We start from the raw sequence: 21,986 nt of genomic DNA, 5'->3' as shown, positions 1-21,986 counted from the left end.
AGAAGAGCTTTATTGTCAATACTATACCTGAGCCTGCTTCCGGGATTCCCGCCACAATAAGAATACAAAAAAAGGGGCCCCAATTATAGATGTTACAAGACCCGCAGGAAATTCAATGGGCGGCAGCAGCACTCTGCCCATCGTATCTGAGAGCAGGAGCATGACTGAGCCCGTCAAAGCTGCCGCAGGAACATATGCCCTATGTCCACCAGAAACAAGTTTACGCGCAATATGGGGGCTCACCAATCCTACAAAACCAATCATCCCAACAGTAGCAACCGATCCGCTAGCAAGCAGTACCGTCAACAGCAATAGAATCAGTCTCATCTTTTCTAGGCTCACACCAAGTCCCTTGGACATAGACTCTCCGAGGGCAAGAATATCCATAGCTCTGCTGAACAGCCAGACCATGGGAATAAAAATAACGATAAGCGGAGCAAGCTGCAGTACCTGATCCCAGGTTCTACCCCATAGCGAACCGTTCAGCCACAGCAATACCGTACTGGTACCCGCCGAAGTCTTCGTTATCAGCAACTGAATCCAGGTACTTCCGCAGGCACTGACTGCCACACCTATAAGAGCAAGCCGCACAGGGTTTAGGCCCTTCTGATATGCAAGTACATAAACAAGCAGTGCGCCTGCTGCGCCCCCAGCAAATGCAGCAAGTGCAGTAAGAGCTTGGCTGTGCATATTGGGAGTTAGAAGCAAAACGGTTGCAACAGCACCCAAGGCCGATCCTGCTGAGATCCCCAGCGTATCCGGTGCTGCCATCGGATTCATCAAAATAGCCTGCGATATTAGTCCGGAAACAGCAAGGCCTGCTCCCACCATAATCGCAAGAATTATACGCGGCAGTCTGTAATGGATGATAATGTGGGATACATCGGGGTCACCCTTGCCTGTAAAAGCATGCAAGATATCCATGAATGTAACAGATACCGCACCCACGGCAATATTGATGAGAGCCAGGAGGATGACGAGAATGAATAGAAACCCAAAGGTAAGTTTATTTCTCGATCTTATAGATCCATTCATGAAGTACTCCTTGCTTGGCGTCTTGCTAAATACACAAAATAAGGTGCGCCTATCAAAGCTGTGATAATTCCTACCGGTGTCTCTGCCGGGAAGCTGACAAGCCTCGCGACCATATCCGCAAGGAGCAGCAAACAAGCGCCCATTAGGGCAGAGAACGGCAGCACAATTTGATAATTATTACCCAGCATGTATCTGGAAATGTGCGGAACGATCAATCCAACAAAACCTATCGGACCGCATACTGCTACTGAAATACCTGCCAGCATGATAACAACAGCACTTCCCGTTATGCGCAGCAGCCATATTCGCTGACCTAACCCTTGCGCAACCTCTTCTCCTAAACTAAGCAGAGAAAGAGCTCGGCTCAGAGCAAAGGCAATGAGAAGGCAAATCAGACTGACAGGCAACAGTATTCTAAGTTCCTCCCACTCAACTCCTGCCACCGATCCTGCAAGCCAAAAGATCATTTTACCAGCAGATTCCTCATTAAATATAAGTAAGCCCTGGGTTAAAGAGGACAAGACAGCTTGTATCATCATACCGATCAATGCCATTCTTACAGTCGCACTTCCACCTTTGATGAGCGCGCTCATCAACAGAACGAGAAGCACAGCTAAAAGCCCACCGGCAAAGCCGAATCCAGCCATCGCTAATCCGCCGAAGCTTGGAAACAGCACCATGCATAGAACAACCATGAATGATGCTCCAGTATTCACCCCAAATACGCCCGGAGAAGCAAGCGGGTTCCTTGTTATTGCCTGCATGATGCAACCAGAGACAGCGAGGCTGGCACCTATAGCCAGCGACGCGAGCGCTCTCGGCATACGGAGCAAATGGAGAATCAGGTGATTTTTATCCCATTCTGAATATTGAAACAAATAGCTCCCCACCACTTCAGCCGAGAAAAAAGCAGGGCCAATCATTAAAGAGCCTATGAACAATATACCGAGTAAGACCACAATAAGCACAAAGTATAAAGGAATACACCAAGATCTTCTGGTAGAAAAATGATGTACCATCACGTCAGAAGATATCCGCTGCTTCATCCATAATTTGATTCAGCGACACAATACTGCGCTGTCTGGACCAAGTTGCCAGCTCCACCTCGTGAACGTTATTGTTCTGAACCGCTGCCAGGCTGTTCCATAATGGATTATCCGCCTGTGCTTCAATAACCGACGTAGCATCTTCATTAAGAAGGATCAACATGACATCCGGGTCAATTGCAAGCAATTGTTCCGTCGTCATCAGCTGATTCGTTTCGTCCTCATCCATAAGAGCATACTGTAGCCCAGCCTCTATTAAGAACGAAGGATGGAAGGAAGTGCTCGTCCGAACTTGAAAAGACTGACCATCCTCTTCATCGGGTGTAATCATTAGCACGGTCTTATTCCTATCGATTTGTGTTCTCAGCTCTTCAATTCCATCCTGATGCTCCTGAATCAGGACTTGTGTTTCGCTTCCCTTGCCAAGTGCTTCACCAATTGCCTCAGTGGCAGCCAAAGATTGCGCGTAGTCCGCCGTATCATTCTTAAACACAATTGTAGGTGCAATCTCGGAGAGCTGTTCATAGATGGCAGAATGCCGGCTTGTGTCTGCAATGATCAGATCCGGCTCAAGTGTGCGGATCACTTCCAAATTGGGCTCAGAACGTGTACCTACTGAGGTATAACCTTGAATGTATTCAAGTGTATCCTTAGGAAAACGCTCCGGCTTGTTATCATCTGCAACCCCAATCGGCTTAACCTCAAGAGCAGCAACAATTTGGGCAAAGCCCTGTTCAAGAACAACGATCCGCTCCGGAGACTCAGGTACATTTGTTTCCCCAAGGTCATGCTGTATGATTCGAGCTGTTCCTTCCGATGCTAATGCCTCTGTCCCATTCGCAGCAGTATGAGAAGAATTATGGATTACTGTAGTTCCTGATGCACCTCCGCATGCGGCAAGAAAAATGCTGAGACTGATAAACAGCATAATTGCTGTTGATTTTTTAACATTGCTTTTATTCATGGTGTAACCCCCGTCTTGATAATAATGATTATTATTATCAATATAGCGACGCAGCTTGTTAGCGGCAATGGAATATTCGGACCTGCCAAATGACATTTTAGGACCCTTCTCCTTCATCTGGATCATCTGGAATGGCTCTTTACGGTATTCCATCGGAGAAACGCCAGTATACTTTTTAAACATCCGGCTAAAATAGTACCCATCCTGATAACCTACATTTACTGCAATCTCCTGTAAGGTCAGACTCGTATCCCTTAACAATTCCCCTGACTTCTCCAGCCTAAGTCGAGCCAAATAATCAGAAGGCGTCTCTCCAAGACCGCTTTTCTGAAACAGTCTGGATAAATGCCTTGGCGAGCAGTCTAGCGCATCAGCAACAGAAGATACACTGATCGGACGCATGTAATGATTGTCCATATACCCTATCGCCTGCGATGTAAGATCCGGGACCGTTACAGCCGTTCCTTCCTGCTCAAGCTGCTTAAGCAGTTCATAAACCAGCCCTAGAAACAAGGACTGTACAATTACACCCTTTAATCGGTCATCACTGATCCAGCTTCTGTGCATATCTGTAAATAATTCCTTGATAAACACGGGTCTGGCAGGTTGAAGTACATAATGAATGTCATATGAATTTCGCTTCTCCAACAGACCAAGACGCTCTCTGGATCGGGACAACATATCAAAAGGCTTATAGAATACAATTTGATATTCAAATGGTTCAGACAGCCTGGGAATATTTAAGATCATTCCTTTGAAACTATGTATGATGTAAAACGGAACAGCCGCATGCTCCTGTCCATCCAGCTTCAATTGTGCGTTTCCACGAATGACATATATAAAACATTTTGCTGGCATGCTGTACGCTGACAACGATTCTCCAGCCTCCATAACGATGTGACGCACATCGAGAACACGGACAGAGGCCTTCCCCCATAAGTGGATATATTCACTCATGTTCATTCGATCACCTCCATGTCGTGAACATACATATCTATTTTTTAAAACTCAAATCTAATTCTAATGATAACCGTTCTCATTTACAATGTTTTCACAGAAAAAAAGAGCCGGACATGCGTTCAGCATCTCCAGCCCTTGATTATACCCTTTAGCAATATCCAAAATAAATTAATGCTGTGCTGACACTGCAAAAGCATCTGTATCTGCACTCTCTCGGAGGGCCACCTGCATTCTCAGAGCTTCTACCCCTGCAAGCAGTACAATGCCGATTCCGTGGGTATCATTCAGGTTCCAACCGAGATCATCCTTGTAGTAAGAAGCCGTGAAGGAATATCCTGAACCTCTGCAGACCCCATAAATGTTGCCTTTGTAGTCGATAGCGATCCGGGTGAGACCCTCCCAGCCCCTTAACACGGAATCCACATACTTGCCTGTATCCTCCAGCCAGCCAGAACGAATGCCCTTGGCGTAAGCGTATATAAACATTGAAGTACAGGAGCTCTCCTCATAGCTGTCTGGGCGGTTCAGTACCTGATGCCATAGACCGTTTTCTCCCTGCAGCGCAACATATCCTTCACATAAGTCACGGTAGAAGCCAAGCAGCTCAGGCCGCTTCTCGTGTGTATCAGGCAGCATCGTCAGCAGCTCTGTCAGTGAAAACAGCACCCAGCCATTGCCTCTTCCCCATGGGATACCTGTAGCACTGCCTCTGACAAAGTCATAAACATGTGACATGATCTTCAGTTCTGGAATATAGAGATATTGCTTGAACAACAGAAACTGCTGAACGGCATCCTCAAGATAGGTGCTGTCACCAGTCAGCTTGGCGTACCGCGTCAGAAACGGAGTGCTCATGTATAGATCATCACACCACATCGTCTCCTGTCTCATCTCTGCAGCTCCTCTTCTTCGGAAAAAAGCTCCGTCCGGCAGACGCTCCTGATCTTCTCTCATGTACTTGGCAATCCGATCCGCCGTGTCCCTGCCGCCCGGAATAGAAGCCTGCTCCATGGCAAACAGCATCGTTGCTCCAAAGGATCCGCAGTCATCAAGACTATCTATAGCGGACAGCTGATTATTAATTCCTGCTGCACCATAAGTCGCTCTGTCCCATAATCCATACTTATCAAATGACGTGCTGAGCGAAATATGCTCTACCGCATAACGGACATACGCTTCCTCGCCGAGCTCCAGCCCGGTCTGCATCAATCCAAGCAGCGTCACACCCAGTGGATAGTTCCATTTCCCATAATGCGTGCTCTCTAGATAAGGCCGAATGACCGTATTCGGAAAATCGAGCCGGTAGTATACACCTCTAGAATCGTCACCATGGATTCGGTTCACTTCTTGAACGGTGCTCAGCTGCGGCTCATTTGAAGGATCAAAAGGCCCTAAATACAGCCATGAATCCTGGCTGCCTGCCACCGAATAAGGTGAATGCCAGCTTACTCCGCTGTTACGTCCGAAGTCCTTGAGCTCAAATCCCCACCTTGCAGCCGCGTCCTCTGTGTTGGTCCCTTTGGCGATGAGCTGATGCGCTCCGAATATCCGCGGAAGCTTCAGGTCGATCTCACCGGAAGCACTTGAAGCATAGACTTCTTCGCCGTCGACATATAGCGATAGCGCTCCATCATGACGTCCCTTAATCCGCACCGGCTTGCCCTCGGGCTGCTTGACGTGGAAGGTGCTCCATGCATAAGCCGTCTGCAATGGCTCCAGCCCATAAATTCTGCCGAATACGCCCTGATCCAGCTCCTCCCTGGTCCAGCTGTGGCGAGGATACCAGATAAGATCTGTGTCCTTCTCCTTCATTCCAAGTCTAGGCAGCTCCTGCTCCGGATTGGTAAAAAACTCCGAGTACATCCATCCCTCCTGATCGTTTCGATCAGCGCTCGGATTGATGAAGTGCAGCGGGAAATTTTTGAAGGAGCCTGTACCAAACACACCGCCAAAGCCGACATCGGTCTTCACAAACTGAAGCACAATATCATTCCAGCCATACTGAACGGGAACAGCAAGCGGCCAGCGTCTGTCGGGAAACAGCTCCTGATGAAGATCTGATTTGAAGAACAGCTCCCCATTCACGTATATGGTTACCGGGCTATAGCAGCTCAGGCTCATATTCAGCTTGGTTTCATTCGGATTCTGACTCCACAGCTTCCCCCAGATAAAGGCATAGCTTCCTGACGGTGCATCCGGCAGACGATCATTCAGATTCATCTCATATCTATAGTCAGGCAGTCGGTTAAAGCCTGCTTCATTATATGCCCTGAACAAGAAGGACTGCTTCGGATTATCACCGATATAACGCTGCGCAATGGTGGACAATACATCCTCTATCGCATCGTGATTGCGACTTGCAATGGACTCATTTTCGTGAAAATAACGCATCTTATCCGCTCCTTTATACCGATATAGATTAGCTGCACGAGTTGATCACAGGGATCAGTTATAGAACTTAACGAGATCTTTGATCCGAACAGGCAGTCCTGTGCGTATCGCTCTATTCGCCGCAATGCCTGTCAGAATGGACCTTGCCCCGTCTACGTGATTGGCTGCACGATGAAATGGATCCTCCACTGGCTCTCCGAACAGATCGTTAAGCAGCACCGGGTCACCACCGCCATGACCTCCTTCGCCTTCCTCTACCTCGACACGATAAGGGGCATCAAACATGGGATACACGGTAATGTTATGTCCCTGAAGGGCGCCTTCAATGGCTCTGTCACCACCGGCATTCACATAGGACTGCTCAACGATGTTCATCTCGATCCGGCCTTTGCTGCCATTAAAGGCAATTCGGTAGCCTTCCCACGGCATGTAAGCATTTAAGGAATACGTCAGCACAGCACGGTTCTTGTATTTAACGAGAACGCCCATCGTGTCTTCAATACTAATTCCGTCTCCGAACACATTCTGATCACGCTGATAGCCGTCCTCGTGCTCAGCATCGAAATACATCGCCTTCAGTCCCTCGCTTTGATCCAGGTGCAGCGCAAACGGGTCCTCCTTGGCATTCGCATGCCCCGTCGCTCTTGGATAGTCATGACGCTCACCGCGTCTCTCGGCATTTTCCTTGCCATAGAAGAGCAGATCCCCGAAGGCAAACACAGTCTCCGGCTGCGAGCCAATCCAGAAATTAACGAGGTCAAAGTGGTGTGTTGATTTATGTACCAGCAGACCTCCGCTGTTTCGCTTATCCCGGTGCCATCTGCGGAAATAGTCGGCCCCATGCTGAGTGTTCAGCAGCCATTCAAAATGTACAGAATGCACATCTCCGATCGTACCGTTCATAATAAGCTCACGAGCTTTGGTATGATGAGGAGCATAGCGGTAGTTGAAGGTCACTCTTACGTTTCGTCCGGACTTCTCCACCGCATCGAGTATCTCCTGGCACTTCTCTTCGTCAACCGTCATCGGCTTCTCTGTAATGACGTCGCAGCCAAGCTCCATGGCGCGAATGATATAACGATGATGTGTCCGGTCAATACTCGTGACGATGACATAGTCCGGCTTGAGTGCCTCAATCATTTCCTCAAATTGATGATCCTTGTAGGTCGGAACTGCGTGATATCCGCACTGCTCGGTTAATATTTGATTCGCGTAATTCATCCGTGTCTGATTCGTATCGCAAAATGCCAACAGCTCCGATTGCTCCCGAAAATCTTTGGCCAGTGCCGTATAGAAAAATCCAGCTCTTCCGCCCGTACCGACAAGTACATACGTTTTTTTGCTCATATCAAATTCGCTCCTTAAACACCGATTTTGGATTGCGATAACGTTCCTTCACGTTTCTGAGCGCATGCTCTTCCTGATCAAAATAAGCTCCTTCAAGCAGTCCGATCAGCGTTCCCGTCACACTCACTTCGATTTCATTCTCTCCATCCTTCAGAATGGAGGTGCTTCCGGTCCATTGGTACGGTGACCATGCTCTTACACCGAGTGAATGGCCATTTACACGGAGCTCGACCACATCCTGAATCCGGAAATCGTCGAAGGTAAGCTCGAATTTATCCGTATTCTGAATGGCTGGAGCTGAGTACATAAAGGTACGGCGATAACGCATGGTGCCCGCATAATGCGGATACCCCTCCACAGGCTCCGGCTGGAGAATGGCGGTCTGGTCTGGTATATCCTGAAGCACAAGCTGTTCACCCACGTAATAAACACCAAAGCTGCCCGAGAGCATCAAAGGATCCAGAAGCCCGTCATCGTCATTCTCAATCCGAACCTCAACCACAATCTTATTGACGCCTTCATAGAGGTAAGCCCCGATGCTCGCAGCGATATTATTGTGATCGGTAATATTGACGGACATAAACTCGTCCCCTGTAAGCCGTCTTCCATTTACATCAAGAGTGTACTCACCCGAAATGGCATGTCGATCGAAAAAGAGCAGCGCCTGGCTCAGCTTCGTACGGCAATCAAATTCAGTAACATATCGAGCGTACAAAGGATAGGCCAGCTGAGCCTTTTTCGGTGTCCCGAATACTTGATCAAACCTGATGGGCAGCCCTTCGCTGCCCCATTCAGCAACCTGGTCAATGAAGGGTTTGGCCGTAACTTGGGCGCCACGGAGATGTACCTTGCCATCCGCATCCATAACGGTCAAAGAGAATTCGCCAAGTCTCAATTTATTCTCCTCAGCAGCCTTCAGCTCCCAGGCTCCGGATAAAGGAATCAACACTTCCTGACAGCATCGACTCGATGCCTTCACGGCCTTCACTGTCTGAGTAGGAATTGCCTCTGGCTTAGGACTCCGTTCGATCAGATAAGCTTGTGCTTCGTAAGGAGCCAGCTCGATCGATCGTTCATACCCGGTCACATTGCCTGTTTCCGAATAGAGCGGCGTAAGTATAGCTGGTGCAGCTTCATCTCCCGTCTCCAGCGTTATTTGCTTCATCCTAATGTAGAGCTGATCTTGTGCGTCATCTGCGGCATCGCCTCTGTCCACTCTCGCCTTAAATTCCTCCGCATCTATCCGCAGGTTTGCTCTGATTAGCTCTCCTTCCTGATTCGTTACAAACAGAAGCGCCTGATCATCAGATATCCACCGAATCTGCTGAAGCACCGCTAACGGGTCCTCCTTCATTTCTAAAGCGACGAATTCGGGGGCCCACTCATCAAGCAGCGGCAGCACATCTCTGGTAAAAGCCTTCTCCAAGCCCTCGTCGGTATGGATAAATCGGGCATTCTCCGCATCCAGGAGTACTTCGATCTGTTCCTTCCCAGGGCTTGCAGCCTGAACCATTTCATTCGGAAGTCTGCCGATGGAGATCACTTTGCCGCCAGCCTGGACGTAAGAGCATAGCTTCTGCCATGGTTCTGCCTCCAGATTGTTAAGCGGCGGTAATATCAGCACATCGTATCGGGCTTCGCCAATCCGGATCTTGCCATCATCCACGGTGCTGCTTGCTAACAGCTCCGGGTCAAGATGATCATAATCCCGGCGATGCTTAAGCAGAAGTGTGGTCAAAGTAAGCCAGTCGTGCTTAAGCTGTTCGAGCTCCTCCATCTCCTCCTCGTCGACTCCTGCATAGCTGAATCCATGCAGCGGATTCCCCATCAAGGTCCAGAAAGAGGTTGTCGGATCCAGCACCGCGATTCGAATATCTGCATGTCCCTCTGACATCAGGTAGCTGATTCGACCCACATAATCGCCCAGTTCACGGAAATAAGGCCAATACGGGTTCTGTACGAACTGCGATGGGGGAGCATCATGCTTCGCAAGACCGCCAATGGTATAGAAAAAGGCATGAAAATTATAAAAATTCGTACCCAGTGCCGCCATTCGATCGATCATCCACTTGGCATCCTGCAATGTTATCGACCAGCCTACACTGTGGAAGCATTCAATCATATTTCGTTTTCTCCCCAGCTGTCTTGCGAGAGAGCTGACCATCTTCGGATTATCCCGCATCTTGAGTCCATATCGGTCAAGGATATAGGACAGCGATCTTCCAATCTTCTCGTGCGCCGAATCTCCACCGGGAAGATGACTGTACAGCTGTGTCGTCATTCGGACGGAAGGAACCTCTGCCGCATACTGTATTCCCGTCCGCTCACAGAAATCATGGGCCTGCTTGTGCACCGATTGTCTCAGCAGCAGATGAACCGATTGAAAGTAATCGTAGCGGATTCGAGCAGCATCTCTTGCATCTCTGCATATCAGTGCAGGTAAGTGCTCCAGCAGATCATACCCGTTCTGCGACTTGAAAAAAGCAGGCAGCTGCGATGACCACGGTATGCGGCCCAGCGGCGCAATTTCATCCGTGAATATCCCTTTGATGACACCCCCAAACTCTTCACCCAATTCCGCCTCATACCGTTCATGTGTCAGCTCAATGAATCGTTTCATTGCCTTTTCGTTCATGGGATCTACAAAATTGCCGTAATATTTAAAATCCGTAATTTCCTTCTCCATGAAGATGATCAATTCCCAATCTCCTGCGGGAGGATCCCATTCGAGCTGAAATGCCGTTTCGTAGGTGAAAAACCGTTTACGATTATAAGAGGTCAGGCCCGTCTCCTGGTAGACCTGCTCCAGCTGAACGTTCCCGATGGATTTGCGAAGATCAATCGTTTCTTCCCATACACGTCTGCCACACTCATCCAGACGAATGGCCTTCGCATACAAGATTACCGCCCATGGCAGAGTCCAGGACACTGTTTCCCCACTGGAGACCTGTCTCGTGTAATGCTCCAGCGTACGCTGCTTCGCCTCCGGCATTTCGAGAGTGACCTCGCCTCCTGCCATTCCGCTGGGGTAAGGATACTCGTCGTACAGCCACACATGGAGTCCGTATTTCTTCGCCTCACTCACCGCACACCTCACCTTGTCAAACCAAGCCTGTGACAGATAAGGAATGGTCAGCCCCTGTCTTGCACAGATAAAAAAACCGCCAACACCTTGCTTCGCCATTTCGGCAATCTGGAATGCAATCTGCTCGTCATCCATCTCCCCATTCCAGAACCAAAAGGGCTGTACTCTGAATTCGTTACCCGGATTCTGGAACGTCTGTGATACCAACATAAAGCCACCTCCTCAGTAAGGAATTATTTCCCTTCGAATTGTTCATCAGCGGAAAAGGAGAGGGGGACATCCCGCTCTCCTCATCTATGAATGCTGCTGGTTAATGAAGAGCTCTTACTGTTTAACCTCAGCGTACAGCTTGTTTACTTCCTCGATATATTCCGTACCTCCGTTTGCCTCCCACAGCTCAAAGGCTTCCTGCAGTCCTTGTTCATCAATCTGGCCGACAATAAACTTGGTACGGGCATCATTAATAATGTTGTCGAGCTGAGGTCCTTTTTGTGCATACACATCCGAGATTAGAGGCTCGCCTGGGTTAGGAATGACAATTTCTTCATTTGCCTTCTGAATTTCAGCAACCTTCTGACGGACTGGTGTCTGCTCTACGCTGAGACCCCGCGTTTCCGGAATGAACATCAGGATCTGATTCGTACCATTCAAATCGCGCAAAATCTGTTTATCCGTACTCGGTACGATATAGTCCTCTTTCTTCTCATAGTGCGTACCCTCGATGCCTGAACTCATCAGCATCTGCAGCTCTTCCTCGTTCAGCTTGTCTAGGAAGGTCAGCACTTCCTTCAATTCTTCTTCTGTCTTCACACCGCTCTTCGAAATAGCAATCATTCCGGAGTATCCCGAGGTCGGCAGATCTCGATGCCCTTCAGGTCCAACCATGGCAGGCAGCACGTCGATGGCTCCCGTCGCATTTGGATCCTTCTCCAACACCTTCTGATCGATCCGCTGAGCGTTATCCGCTACGTCGACCATAACACCACCTTTTCCATTGACCATAAGATCCGGCATCTTCGTTGCATCCATGACCGCAAAATCCTTGTTGACGAGTCCTTCCTCATATAGCTTGCGGAAAAATTTGAGCGCTTCCAAATATTGTGGTGTCTTATGAGCCGGAACGAGCTGACCGTTCTCATCCTCACCCCAGCGATTCGGTGCACCAAACCACACCGACATGATATCCCAAGGTCCGTTGAATTTACTTGCAATCAGCCCGTACGTATCCTTCTTGCCATTGCCGTCCGGATCATTCTCCGTGAAGGCCTTCATTACGTTATAAAATTCATCAATAGTCGTCGGTGCGCTGAGTCCGAGATTATCCAGCCAATCCTTACGGATGGTAACACCGTTACGTCCCAAAACCCGTGCACGATATATTCCATACGTCTTCCCATCTATCGAAGCATTGTTCAGAATAATCTCATTCGCTTGAGATAAGTTTGGATAGTCCTTCAGATAAGGACCCAGTTCCCAGAAGGCACCGTTGCGTGAGGCATTGATGAAGCTTGGCGATTTACCGAGAACGACCATGACGTCCGGCAGCTTGCCTGAAGCCAGTGTAATGTTGAACTTGTCTTCATATGAGCTGCTAGGCACCCACTGAAATTCCAGCTCCGTATTGGTCAGCTCCTCCAGCTTCTGAATGACAGGATTATTGGCAGCCGGCGTTTCCGCTTCAAAATTTGGTACCATAATGCCAAGCTCCAATTTGCCTGCGGCTTCTCCTCCGGATGAACCGGATTGCGCCTGCTCACCGTTACCGCCCGGCGAGGATGAGCAAGCGGCAAGCATTGCCGCCACAAGGAACGAAGTGCTTAGAACTTTGATCGAATGCTTCACAGACTTCTTGGCTTGTTTCATAAACAGTACCCCCATTGAATAGTTTATTTGGATTAACCTTTAATTGAACCAAGCAGCATGCCTTTGGCAAAGTGCTTCTGAAGGAACGGATAAACCAGCAGAATTGGGATCGTACCGACGACGATGACCGCCATCTTAATGGATTGCTCCGGAGGCTGAACAAAATTAGGATCCATGTTTGCCATATCTCCGGCTGTGCCCTGCGAGAGCAGCACAATCTGTCTGAGCATAACCTGCAGCGGCCACATGGCACTGTCCGACAGGTACAAGAGCGCCGAGAAGAAGTTATTCCAATGCCCTACTGCATAAAACAACGCAAACGTAGCAATGACCGGCTTGGAAAGGGGAAGAACAATGCGCCAAAATACACCGAGATCTGTACAACCGTCAATCCGCGCCGCCTCTTCCAGTCCTGCAGGCAGCTCCTGAAAAAAGTTTTTGACGACAATCAGGTTAAAGGCACCGATAGCACCAGGTAGAATCAAGGACCAGTAAGTATCCAGAAGACCCAGCTCTCGAATGACCAGATAGGTTGGAATCATCCCTCCTCCGAACAGCATGGAGAAGATGACGAGGTTCATGATGACATTCCGTCCCCAAAAATCCTTGCGGGAGAGCGGATACGCCATGGTTAGTGTGAACAGCAGATTAACGAGTGTTCCCACAACCGTAATATATACGGAGTTCCCAATGCTCTTAAAAATCGTAGATGATGAAAAGATGTACTGATACGCACTGAAGGAAATATCATGTGGAATGAGAAAGAAGTTTCGCGCCGTGATTTCGGCTTCCGTTGCAAACGAGTTGCCGATAATATATAGAAACGGAAGCACCGTGACAATCCCGAAGATGCTGAGAATCAGGTAATTGAATACGTCAAAGACTCGTCCGCCCGGCGTATTAAACCTTTTGTCCATCTACTGTCCCTCCTTTGCAAGAGTCATGTTATTGGCCGATATTTTGTCTAGTAGATGCCGGAGTGGCCGAACTTCTTGGCAAGCTTATTCGCTCCAAGAATGAGGATAATCCCTACGACCGACTTGAATAATCCAACCGCTGTACTGTAACTGAATGCCCCTTGAGTGATACCGACCTGGTATACATAAGTATCGAACACATCGGCAACATCGCGGTTAAGGGAGTTGGTCATGAGGAAGATTTGCTCAAATCCGGTATCAAGGAAGTTACCCAGACGAAGAATGAGCAGAATGATGATGACATTACGGATGGCCGGCAGTGTAATATGCCACATCCGGCGAAAGCGTCCCGCGCCATCCACAATTGCAGCCTCGTACTGTTCGGTATCTACACCAGCGAGTGCCGCTAAGAAGATAATCGTGCCCCAGCCGACTTCCTTCCACAGCATCTGAACGATAATGAGCGGTCTGAAGGCATCCGGATCAGACAGAACATCGATGGGCGTGCCTGTAATCCAGGCGATCAGCTCATACAGAACCCCGCCGTCAGGCGTAAGAAATACATACGTAATACTTGCAATAATAACCATGGATACAAAATGCGGAACATAGACTAACGTTTGTACGGTTCGTTTAAACCAGGATTTTGAAATTTCATTGAGAAGTAAGGCCACGAGAATGGGAGCCGGGAAGAAAAATACGAGATCATACACGGCCAGAATCAGGGTGTTGCGCAGCAGCCTGTAGAAATCAGGATTTTGGAAAAAGGTCGTGAAATTTTCGAATCCAACCCATTCACTTTCCCGAATACCGAGAAAAGGCTGATAATCCTGAAAGGCAATGACGATTCCCCACATCGGCGCATATTTGAATACAAGAAAGTATAGAAGTCCAGGCGTGACCAGCAAGTATAACCATTTGTTGCGTTTCAGCTGGGACAGCCATCGTTTTCTTGCATTCCTTTTCATGTCCGCCTTCGTAGGAATTTGAGAGCCGTAACCGACGATTCCCGGGATCTGCGAATCATTTTTCATAGACGTCTCCTTTCCATTTTCTTCGTTCATTTTGAAAGCGTTATCAAAATGTATGATCCTTACTTTATCCAACGTTTTGCGTTTCCGCCAACATTCATTTTTTGTTCCGGCCCTTCAATTCGGCAGAAAAGAACGTCATTACAGCGTTTTAAGAAGCTTCTTAAATCGGGGGTTTTCATGTGATTGAACTTTTTTGCCTGAATTACTTTTTTTGTAAATTAGATAAAGTCATGTGTATCCATGCATGAAGAATGGCTTTGTACTCATAAAAAAGCTCTACTTATCCACCGAATAAATTTCAACGAGGACAAGTAGAGGCTTCCTGATCTTCAGCACACTGCTATTGATGCCATTGATCGCGATATTGACCTGGCGTCATTCCTTCCTGCTTCTTAAAAATCCGGTTAAAGTAGCTGTGCTGATAACCAACTCGGTCCGCGATATCATTCATTTTCAAATCTGTTTCTCTCAGCAATTCCTTCGCTGCCTCAATCCGTTTGTAAGTTACATAATCGATAAAATTGATGCCTGCTACCTGTTTAAATGCTTTGCTAAGAGCGTAAGGGGTCATTCCCTCTTGGTCTGCACAGCTTTCCAGCGATATGTCTGTCATGTACTGCTCGTCGATACGCTGCATCGTTCGGTCAATAACGGGCTTAAGTCCGGCATGAGATCTCTCTTCCATGTAACGGATATAAGGAAGAAATACTTCTTGTCTCATCCACTTCTCAATTGGAACCCGTTCCTTCAAGGATGCAATCTCCTCATACAGATTCCTCCCCTTGAACAGCTGATGAGAGGGAACTCCGGACTGAAGCATCATGTGAAGCAGGCTCGCCAGCAGCTGAAGCATCGTTTGCTGTAATTGGTACTCGGTCGTATGCTGCTTAATGGCCTCCTCCATAAATTGAGACAAGATACGCTGTGCCTCTTCCATTTTGCCTGTACGCACCGCCTGGACGATATCGCGCTCAAGGAGGAAAGGATAGCTTGACTCTTCTATTTTTTGATATTGCAATTCTTCATCCAGATCCAGAAGCTGATTCAGATCTTCAATGCTTCTAAACGCTTCTGCCTGCTCCAGCTCCAGGAATCGTGCCGGAAGCTCGGATACCAAGCCTGCTGGCCTGCTGATCAAGATCGTTACGTTCATCTTCATAATCCGGTTGATCACCAGCATCAGCTCATCTCCCCACACAAGGGCAGCGGACTTCAGTGACTCTTCAGTGGTGCCCGTAAGGAGCACAGCCGCGGATAAATCATGAAAATTCAGGACTGCAGCCTGCTCAAACCGCTGTGCGGCAAACTCTTCAATAATATTAACAGCAGCAAAAGTGACAAGTCCTGTGTCCTGCTCGTTAAAACGACCGTTTAGATTCGAATAGCCCGTCAGCCGCAGCTTCACCAGCAAAAATTGGCGATCCTCCACCTTGAACCCGAGATCTGACATCTGTTCAATGAGATATGCTTCTGAATGGGAAGATAGATGCCCTTGAATCAGCTGCATAACGAAGCTTCCACGCAGCATGGGCAGCTGATCATCCAGCTTGCGTCTTGCTCTGCTTCTCTCCGTAAGAAGGTCGTTCCAGTAGGTTTCAAGTAATTCAAACTCGTCATGATGCAGTAATGTTCCTTGAAGTCGCTCCTTTTCATTCGTACCCAATACACCGAGCAACCGCTCAATAGGGGAATAAATACGCCGTGAGGCCAGCCAGGATAATAAAATGGCAATAAGCAGACCTGCCGCGCTGACGATTACAATGAATTTGGACACCGACAATAAGGGTGCTGTAATATCCGTTATCGGAGCGGCGGATACATAGACCCAATCAGAGTCAATGCGACTCAGCTTGCCATAGGACACTGAATACGTTGTATTTTCAAATGTATATAAAAAAGAACCGTTATTACGCTCCAAATCGACCTGCTGCCTAATCTGCTCGTTCAGCTCACCGGAGGAGGCCCCTTTGTGATCACCGCCGGACACCAGCACCTCTCCGCTCTTATCCAGCAAAAAGGTCGAGCCCTGGTCATATGGAGTAAGCGTTTTCAGAATACTTCTGACTTTATCATTATCTAGCGTCACAATAAGGGCTCCGAACGGTGCCGTGCTCCCTCCGGGAATTTTGTGCACCAGCACCAGCGCTTCATTAGTGTCTGTATGCAGCAGCTCCTCAGCCGTGTTCACATCACCTTCGGGCAGGAGCTGTCCTGGAAGCCTATCTGTCCAGTACACCTGACTGCCGCCCGTTAAATATTGATGATAGGATCGGATCAACTGTTCATCCGACAGCTCTCCATAAGAGCGGTTAAACAAAATCGGCTTCGGCTCATTCAAATAGAGCTGTACCTTATCTATCAGCGGATGTGACCCCTGTAACACATATAAGGTTGTAACAATATCCTCCGTCTGGTCAAAATGATAGACGTAATCCATATCCTTTAATTCTTCGCCGAATCGAGGCTCAAAGGCCCAGTGGGATAATCCAAGCTCCATATATGAAAATTGATCAGCGATGTTCGCTGCCCGATTACTGATCTGATTCTGATGCAGCCGACTGAACTCCTCCTCCATCTGGGAGACGACCAGCCAGTAAATAACGATTCCTGTAATTAAGCCCGGAATGCTCGCGATGAGCAGAATCGTAATGAGATTCTTCCGATAGTACCGGCCTTTGAAAGGCCGCTTCTTCTCACTAGGTAGTGGATCGTATTCTTTCTCTCCCGTCAACACCTGCTGCGGATTCATGAATCGCTCACCTGCCCGTTTCCTATGAAGTTTACTATAATATTTTATTAATTTATTTATAATTTTGTAAATGTTTTATATATTCTCTGTTTGCATTCGCTGTTCCCTCTTCATTTCCTGCTAGCTTGGATGAATTCCGTATCTCAACCCGGAATAATTTCGTATTCTGCCAAAAAGAGTGTAAAATAATAGGGCAAAGCAATATCATTGCTGCTGTTTATGATGAATCAAGGAGGATGAATATTACAATGAGCGTTGATTATAAAGCATATTTTGCTGAACATCGCGAGACACATTTGAATGAATTAAAGGAATGGCTTGCGATTCCAAGTATTTCTGCTCTGTCCGAACATAAAGGAGATGTTCTGAAGGCGGCAGAATGGGTAGCTGACAAACTAAAGACGGCGGGTCTTGAGCATGTAGAGATTCACCCTACGCAAGGCCATCCTGTTGTTACGGCTGATTACCTTCATGCAGAAGGGAAGCCAACGCTTCTCATCTACGGCCATTACGATGTACAGCCAGTCGATCCGCTCCATCTGTGGCAGACACCGCCATTTGAACCGGATATTCGGGACGGTAAGCTATACGCCCGCGGAGCCACAGATGACAAAGGTCAATTATTCCTGCATGTGAAGGCCATCGAAGCGATTTTGAAGCAGGAAAAAGAGCTGCCTGTAAACATTAAATTCTGTATTGAAGGGGAAGAAGAAATTTCAAGTCCAAATCTTCCGCTATACTTGGCAGACAACACGGACAAGCTTGCTGCTGATGCGATCCTGATCTCCGACACCTCGCTGCTGGCTCCAGGCAAGCCTGCGATCTCAACAGGACTGCGCGGACTGTGCTCTATGGAACTGTCACTAAATACGGCAAACACGGATTTGCATTCGGGATCATATGGCGGTGGTGTTCCCAACGCCCTTCATGCCATGGTGTCTCTGCTTGCTTCCCTGCATGACGCACAGGGCCGTGTTTCTGTAGATGGGTTCTACGAGGGTGTGCAAGAGTTAAGCTCTGAGATGCGCGAAGAATTCGCAAAACAAAATTTTGATGAGGATCAGCTGAAAAAGGATCTGGGGCTTGACGCTCTGTTTGGTGAAGAGGGCTTCTCCTTCGTAGAACGTGTAGGCGCACGTCCAACCCTGGAGCTGAACGGTGTATGGGGCGGCTTCCAAGGGGAAGGCAGCAAGACGGTCATTCCGAAGGAGGCCCATGCCAAGATCACCTGCAGACTCGTCGCAGATCAGGACCCTCAGAAGGTGATGGATGCGATCGAAGCCCATCTTAAGGCACATACGCCGGTGGGAGCACAGCTCTCCTTTACTCCTAAGGAAAAAGCATTTGCCTTTAACATTGATCCAAACCATCCATTTCTGCAAAAAGCAGCGGATGCCTTCGAGAACGTCTATGGCACACGTGCTCTATTCACCAAAGACGGCGGATCAATTCCAATTGTTGAGAAGCTGTCCAGTACCCTGAATGCTCCTGCTGTCATGATGGGCTTTGGCCTTCCGGATGAGAATCTGCATGCACCGAATGAGCATTTTAATCTGGAGAACTTTGACAAGGGCTTGCTGACGATTGTGGATTATTTGAAGCAAATCTAAGGCGGGTTACATAGGAGCTGGGGCTGAATTGCGAAATTAAGAAGTGTTGCTGCGGAGATGGAGGGCGTATTGGATGTGATGCTTCGGATATGGGTGGGCTCGCTTCGGGTGCTCCGTGGACGGATTGGGTTCCGATCGTTGTTGCCCTCAGACTTCTTGATTCTACTGTGATTACACGGTTGAAGTCTGACGGCAAAGACGAACGCTCCGCTTCTTCACTCCAATTCCGTCCTCTTCGCTCTTCGGCTCGCCTCTATGGTTCGAAGACAACATCTTATTGGTTAGAGCCCCAATCCTCTGCGTGGGGGATGGGGCTCCGTGAGCGGGCTGGCTGATTTACAGCCCGCTCTTTTTTGTGTTGGGGATGCTTCGTGGAAGGGCGTGCTGGATGTGATGCTGCGGAGATGGGCGGCTCGCTTCGGGTGCTCCGTGGACGGATTGGGTTCCGATCGTTGTTGACCTCAGACTTCTTGATTCTACTGTGATTACACGGTTGAAGTCTGACGGCAAAGACGAACGCTCCGCTTCTCCACTTCAATTCCGTCCTCTTCGCTCTTCGGCTCGCCTCTATGGTTCGAAGACAACACCTTAAATGACTGGAGCCCCAATCCTCTGCGTGGGGGATGGGGCTCTGTTAGCGGGCTGGCTGATTTACAGCCCGCTCTTTTTTGTGTGGGTGATGCTGCTCGGATTTATGACTGAATTTAGTTTTTCCGCCGCTTACGTAGTATTACCAGTAGAGTCACAGCAAGCATGGCAGCAATAATCATCAAAGGCACAATCCAAACTTGGCTTGATCCTGGGTTTTTATTCACGATGAGCGCTTCCGAAGCATTTTTTTCATGACTTGTATCTGCTACCGGCTTATACCCTGCTCCAAGTGCGGCCAATTCTTCCTGTGCGGAGCCCAGCTCCTTTGTCCCTTCGCAAATACCGGTCTTGAGCTGATCATACGGTCCATAAGCAAAAACGATAAATTCTTCATCAACTTCGAATCCCTCATAACCGCAGCTTTCTGAACTTCTTGCAGTGTATACGGTGGCTTCTGCACCTAGCTCCCCTTTCCACACATTCATAACTTCAAATTGTGCTGAGACCGGATCTGCGGAAGACCAGATCATTCCTTGGTCCGGTTGACTAAGACTGATCAGCTTTCCTGTAAAAATTGCCGTTTTCCGACTCAACTGTTCTTCCATGCTGACAGGGCCAGCACAAGAACAGGCATGAGCTGTTAAGGGCGTTACAGAATGAACAAGACCAAGCAGAATTAAAAAACTCAGAAGGAACATTGTTAATTTGTTTCTCATTCAGATCACCTCGCGATCTAATCTTCATTTTGTTGGATTAGACGCTGTGATAAAATGAATAGTTCCATATAAGGAGCAACGTGCCTCGTCGTTCCTTTTCACGTAAAACACCTAATCAAACCACTCTTAATCGTTACTCTGCCGTCTTAAGATAATCGTGTAGCTGAATCACTAATAAGGATATTGCCGAATAAATCCTTCCCAGCTTTGAACAAGATTATCTGAGGCCCATTTTAAATAATTGGTGTCTGTGTAACCACGGTAGGAACATTCAACACACAATATCAGATCAAGGTACACATCATACAGCGCCCGCCGCTTATGTTCCGCCTCCGTAACCACATCCCGGCCATATCCTAAACGAAAATCTGTAACCTCATTTTTATGATTAAAATGGTACTCCATCAGCGGATCTCCCCAAAAAGCACGTTCAAAATCAATCAAGCCAGAAATCTTGTTATTTTCAATCATGACATTCCCGTCCCATAAATCCCAGATGATAAGCCTAGGCTCTGTCACTTCATCCAATGCGTCGGCAAGTCTGTACATCGCTGCATACATTTCGGTTCCTGACACGGGCAGCTTCACTCCGCGCTCTTCCGCGTCGGCAAAGTGATCATCCAGCATTAGAAAAAAAGCTTCCCTCCAAGTCGATTTTCTTCTCTCCTCTTGAGCGTAGAAGCCAAATCCGTCTCCCTTGATCTCATTCATCTCACGATTGTATACGCCCAGCTGCTGATAAATCTCTGTTAATGTGCTTTCCGGGAGTTCATTTCTGATCTTGTTTAAAGACTGACCTGGAATATAGCTCATTAGAAAATACTCAGACTCGATTATGCTTTTTGTAGCATCATGATAAATAACCCGTGGTGCAATGGTGAACCCCGAAGATTCCAACAGCCGCAGCACCTCAACCTCTGCACGCATCAAGTTACGCTCGTAACGCATGAAGGAGTCCATGCTCGCCGCGATCTTCGCTACTACCTTCGTATCATTCTCCAAGGTGATGAGATAAGCTGAATTTGCCCAGCCTTCAGTAAGCTCCTCTGCCATCTTAAGCTTCCCGGCTTCAGGAAAAGCAGCTGAACATATGCTTTCGATATCCTTACGCTTCAACTTCAGTTTAGTAGTACTTTCCATAGTGACAGCCCATCTCCCTATTGTTATGTATAGGTATTGAGTGCGCTTTCTTTCTACCTATCTAATTATGTACTATATCGATTACATGACAGAGAATAAAGTCAATTCTTCACGATCCTCAGCAAAAAATATGCACCCCTTAACATTGAGTTTTTGCATGACATTCAAAATGTGTTTTGCACCAAAATAAGCACCACGTGCAGCGCTCTTCACACTCAGACTGGTTGCTCACCTAGGAGAGCAACCACGTCCCCCTCCTCCACACCCCAGAGGAGATGAGAATTTCTGACGCTGCCCCCTGGGAATAAGCTGTTTTTGAGATGGGAACGACTTTTGGCTTTTGCTTGGACCACTGCTCCTTCGACCTACCCGCGTCCAAGCAAAAACAACCGGAGTGAGCAGCACAAAAACAGCGTTTCCCCTTGCTCCAAAGTACCCACCACGCGCAACATCTAACTGCGTTTCCCCTTCCACCAAAGTACCCACCACACTAAGCATCTCTTCACACTCAGACTGGTTGCTCACCTAGGAGAGCAAC

General features: G+C 48.1%; 14 protein-coding genes. 2 read left to right on the top strand and 12 right to left on the bottom strand.

Features of this window, described 5'->3' with window-relative positions; translation table 11 throughout:
• Positions 1-21: 21 nt before the first annotated feature.
• The 10 genes from TCA2_RS25820 to TCA2_RS25775 all read right to left on the bottom strand — a co-directional run bounded on the left by TCA2_RS25820 (position 22) and on the right by TCA2_RS25775 (position 17,391).
• Positions 22-1,035, bottom strand: coding sequence for an iron ABC transporter permease (locus TCA2_RS25820; RefSeq protein ID WP_047914480.1), 1,014 nt, complete (start codon positions 1,033-1,035; stop codon positions 22-24).
• Positions 1,032-2,054 carry an iron ABC transporter permease gene (locus tag TCA2_RS25815; RefSeq protein ID WP_047914483.1) on the bottom strand — a complete coding sequence of 341 codons (1,023 nt, stop codon included), beginning with the start codon at positions 2,052-2,054 and terminating at the stop codon, positions 1,032-1,034. The genes TCA2_RS25820 and TCA2_RS25815 overlap by 4 nt, the downstream gene beginning before the upstream one ends.
• Before the next feature lie 4 nt (positions 2,055-2,058).
• Positions 2,059-4,008, bottom strand: a complete 1,950-nt coding sequence (locus TCA2_RS25810) for an ABC transporter substrate-binding protein (RefSeq protein ID WP_047914479.1) — start codon at positions 4,006-4,008, stop codon at positions 2,059-2,061.
• Between the two features lie 165 nt (positions 4,009-4,173).
• The gene (locus TCA2_RS25805) at positions 4,174-6,396 is read right to left on the bottom strand and encodes a glycoside hydrolase family 105 protein (RefSeq protein ID WP_047914478.1); all 2,223 of its coding nucleotides are present in this window, start codon (positions 6,394-6,396) and stop codon (positions 4,174-4,176) included.
• 54 nt (positions 6,397-6,450) lie between these two features.
• Positions 6,451-7,743 (bottom strand): Gfo/Idh/MocA family protein, encoded by a 1,293-nt coding sequence (locus TCA2_RS25800; protein WP_047914477.1) that lies wholly within the window; start codon positions 7,741-7,743, stop codon positions 6,451-6,453.
• Between the two features lies 1 nt (position 7,744).
• The gene (locus TCA2_RS25795) at positions 7,745-11,038 is read right to left on the bottom strand and encodes a glycosyl hydrolase (RefSeq protein ID WP_047914476.1); all 3,294 of its coding nucleotides are present in this window, start codon (positions 11,036-11,038) and stop codon (positions 7,745-7,747) included.
• A 114-nt stretch (positions 11,039-11,152) separates the two neighbouring features.
• Positions 11,153-12,691 (bottom strand): extracellular solute-binding protein, encoded by a 1,539-nt coding sequence (locus tag TCA2_RS25790; RefSeq protein ID WP_047914475.1) that lies wholly within the window; start codon positions 12,689-12,691, stop codon positions 11,153-11,155.
• Positions 12,692-12,723: 32 nt separating this feature from the next.
• Positions 12,724-13,608 carry a carbohydrate ABC transporter permease gene (locus TCA2_RS25785; RefSeq protein WP_047914474.1) on the bottom strand — a complete coding sequence of 295 codons (885 nt, stop codon included), beginning with the start codon at positions 13,606-13,608 and terminating at the stop codon, positions 12,724-12,726.
• A 47-nt stretch (positions 13,609-13,655) separates the two neighbouring features.
• Entirely contained in the window at positions 13,656-14,576 is a 921-nt protein-coding gene (locus TCA2_RS25780) for a sugar ABC transporter permease (protein ID WP_047914482.1), read from the bottom strand.
• A 406-nt stretch (positions 14,577-14,982) separates the two neighbouring features.
• On the bottom strand, positions 14,983-17,391 hold the full coding sequence (locus TCA2_RS25775; RefSeq protein ID WP_052512305.1) for a helix-turn-helix domain-containing protein: 2,409 nt from the start codon (positions 17,389-17,391) through the stop codon (positions 14,983-14,985).
• Positions 17,392-17,639: 248 nt separating this feature from the next.
• Between TCA2_RS25775 and TCA2_RS25770 the strand changes: the two genes are divergently transcribed.
• Together TCA2_RS25770 and TCA2_RS27045 are read left to right on the top strand one after the other, a co-directional pair.
• The gene (locus TCA2_RS25770; RefSeq protein WP_047914473.1) at positions 17,640-19,001 is read left to right on the top strand and encodes a dipeptidase; all 1,362 of its coding nucleotides are present in this window, start codon (positions 17,640-17,642) and stop codon (positions 18,999-19,001) included.
• 89 nt (positions 19,002-19,090) lie between these two features.
• Positions 19,091-19,336: a hypothetical protein gene (locus TCA2_RS27045; protein WP_152557840.1), complete on the top strand. Its 246-nt coding sequence runs from the start codon at positions 19,091-19,093 to the stop codon at positions 19,334-19,336.
• Positions 19,337-19,705: 369 nt separating this feature from the next.
• Here the strand turns inward: TCA2_RS27045 and TCA2_RS25765 are convergent, their stop codons facing one another.
• Together TCA2_RS25765 and TCA2_RS25760 are read right to left on the bottom strand one after the other, a co-directional pair.
• The gene (locus tag TCA2_RS25765; RefSeq protein ID WP_047914472.1) at positions 19,706-20,308 is read right to left on the bottom strand and encodes a hypothetical protein; all 603 of its coding nucleotides are present in this window, start codon (positions 20,306-20,308) and stop codon (positions 19,706-19,708) included.
• 171 nt (positions 20,309-20,479) lie between these two features.
• Positions 20,480-21,448 carry a phosphotransferase family protein gene (locus tag TCA2_RS25760; RefSeq protein ID WP_047914471.1) on the bottom strand — a complete coding sequence of 323 codons (969 nt, stop codon included), beginning with the start codon at positions 21,446-21,448 and terminating at the stop codon, positions 20,480-20,482.
• Positions 21,449-21,986 lie beyond the last annotated feature (538 nt).

Origin of the sequence: Paenibacillus sp. TCA20 (assembly GCF_000732325.1) — a bacterium.
Lineage (GTDB): Bacteria > Bacillota > Bacilli > Paenibacillales > Paenibacillaceae > Paenibacillus > Paenibacillus urinalis.
This window is presented reverse-complemented; position numbering and strand designations above follow the sequence as displayed.

Bases quoted from the DNA above. Each gene is read 5' to 3' on its own strand.
- TCA2_RS25820 (WP_047914480.1), bottom strand. From the start codon at position 1,035: ATGAATGGATCTATAAGATCGAGAAATAAACTTACCTTTGGGTTTCTA.
- TCA2_RS25815 (WP_047914483.1), bottom strand. From the start codon at position 2,054: ATGGTACATCATTTTTCTACCAGAAGATCTTGGTGTATTCCTTTATAC.
- TCA2_RS25810 (WP_047914479.1), bottom strand. From the start codon at position 4,008: ATGAACATGAGTGAATATATCCACTTATGGGGGAAGGCCTCTGTCCGT.
- TCA2_RS25805 (WP_047914478.1), bottom strand. From the start codon at position 6,396: ATGCGTTATTTTCACGAAAATGAGTCCATTGCAAGTCGCAATCACGAT.
- TCA2_RS25800 (WP_047914477.1), bottom strand. From the start codon at position 7,743: ATGAGCAAAAAAACGTATGTACTTGTCGGTACGGGCGGAAGAGCTGGA.
- TCA2_RS25795 (WP_047914476.1), bottom strand. From the start codon at position 11,038: ATGTTGGTATCACAGACGTTCCAGAATCCGGGTAACGAATTCAGAGTA.
- TCA2_RS25790 (WP_047914475.1), bottom strand. From the start codon at position 12,691: ATGAAACAAGCCAAGAAGTCTGTGAAGCATTCGATCAAAGTTCTAAGC.
- TCA2_RS25785 (WP_047914474.1), bottom strand. From the start codon at position 13,608: ATGGACAAAAGGTTTAATACGCCGGGCGGACGAGTCTTTGACGTATTC.
- TCA2_RS25780 (WP_047914482.1), bottom strand. From the start codon at position 14,576: ATGAAAAGGAATGCAAGAAAACGATGGCTGTCCCAGCTGAAACGCAAC.
- TCA2_RS25775 (WP_052512305.1), bottom strand. From the start codon at position 17,391: ATGAATCCGCAGCAGGTGTTGACGGGAGAGAAAGAATACGATCCACTA.
- TCA2_RS25770 (WP_047914473.1), top strand. From the start codon at position 17,640: ATGAGCGTTGATTATAAAGCATATTTTGCTGAACATCGCGAGACACAT.
- TCA2_RS27045 (WP_152557840.1), top strand. From the start codon at position 19,091: ATGGGTGGGCTCGCTTCGGGTGCTCCGTGGACGGATTGGGTTCCGATC.
- TCA2_RS25765 (WP_047914472.1), bottom strand. From the start codon at position 20,308: ATGAGAAACAAATTAACAATGTTCCTTCTGAGTTTTTTAATTCTGCTT.
- TCA2_RS25760 (WP_047914471.1), bottom strand. From the start codon at position 21,448: ATGGAAAGTACTACTAAACTGAAGTTGAAGCGTAAGGATATCGAAAGC.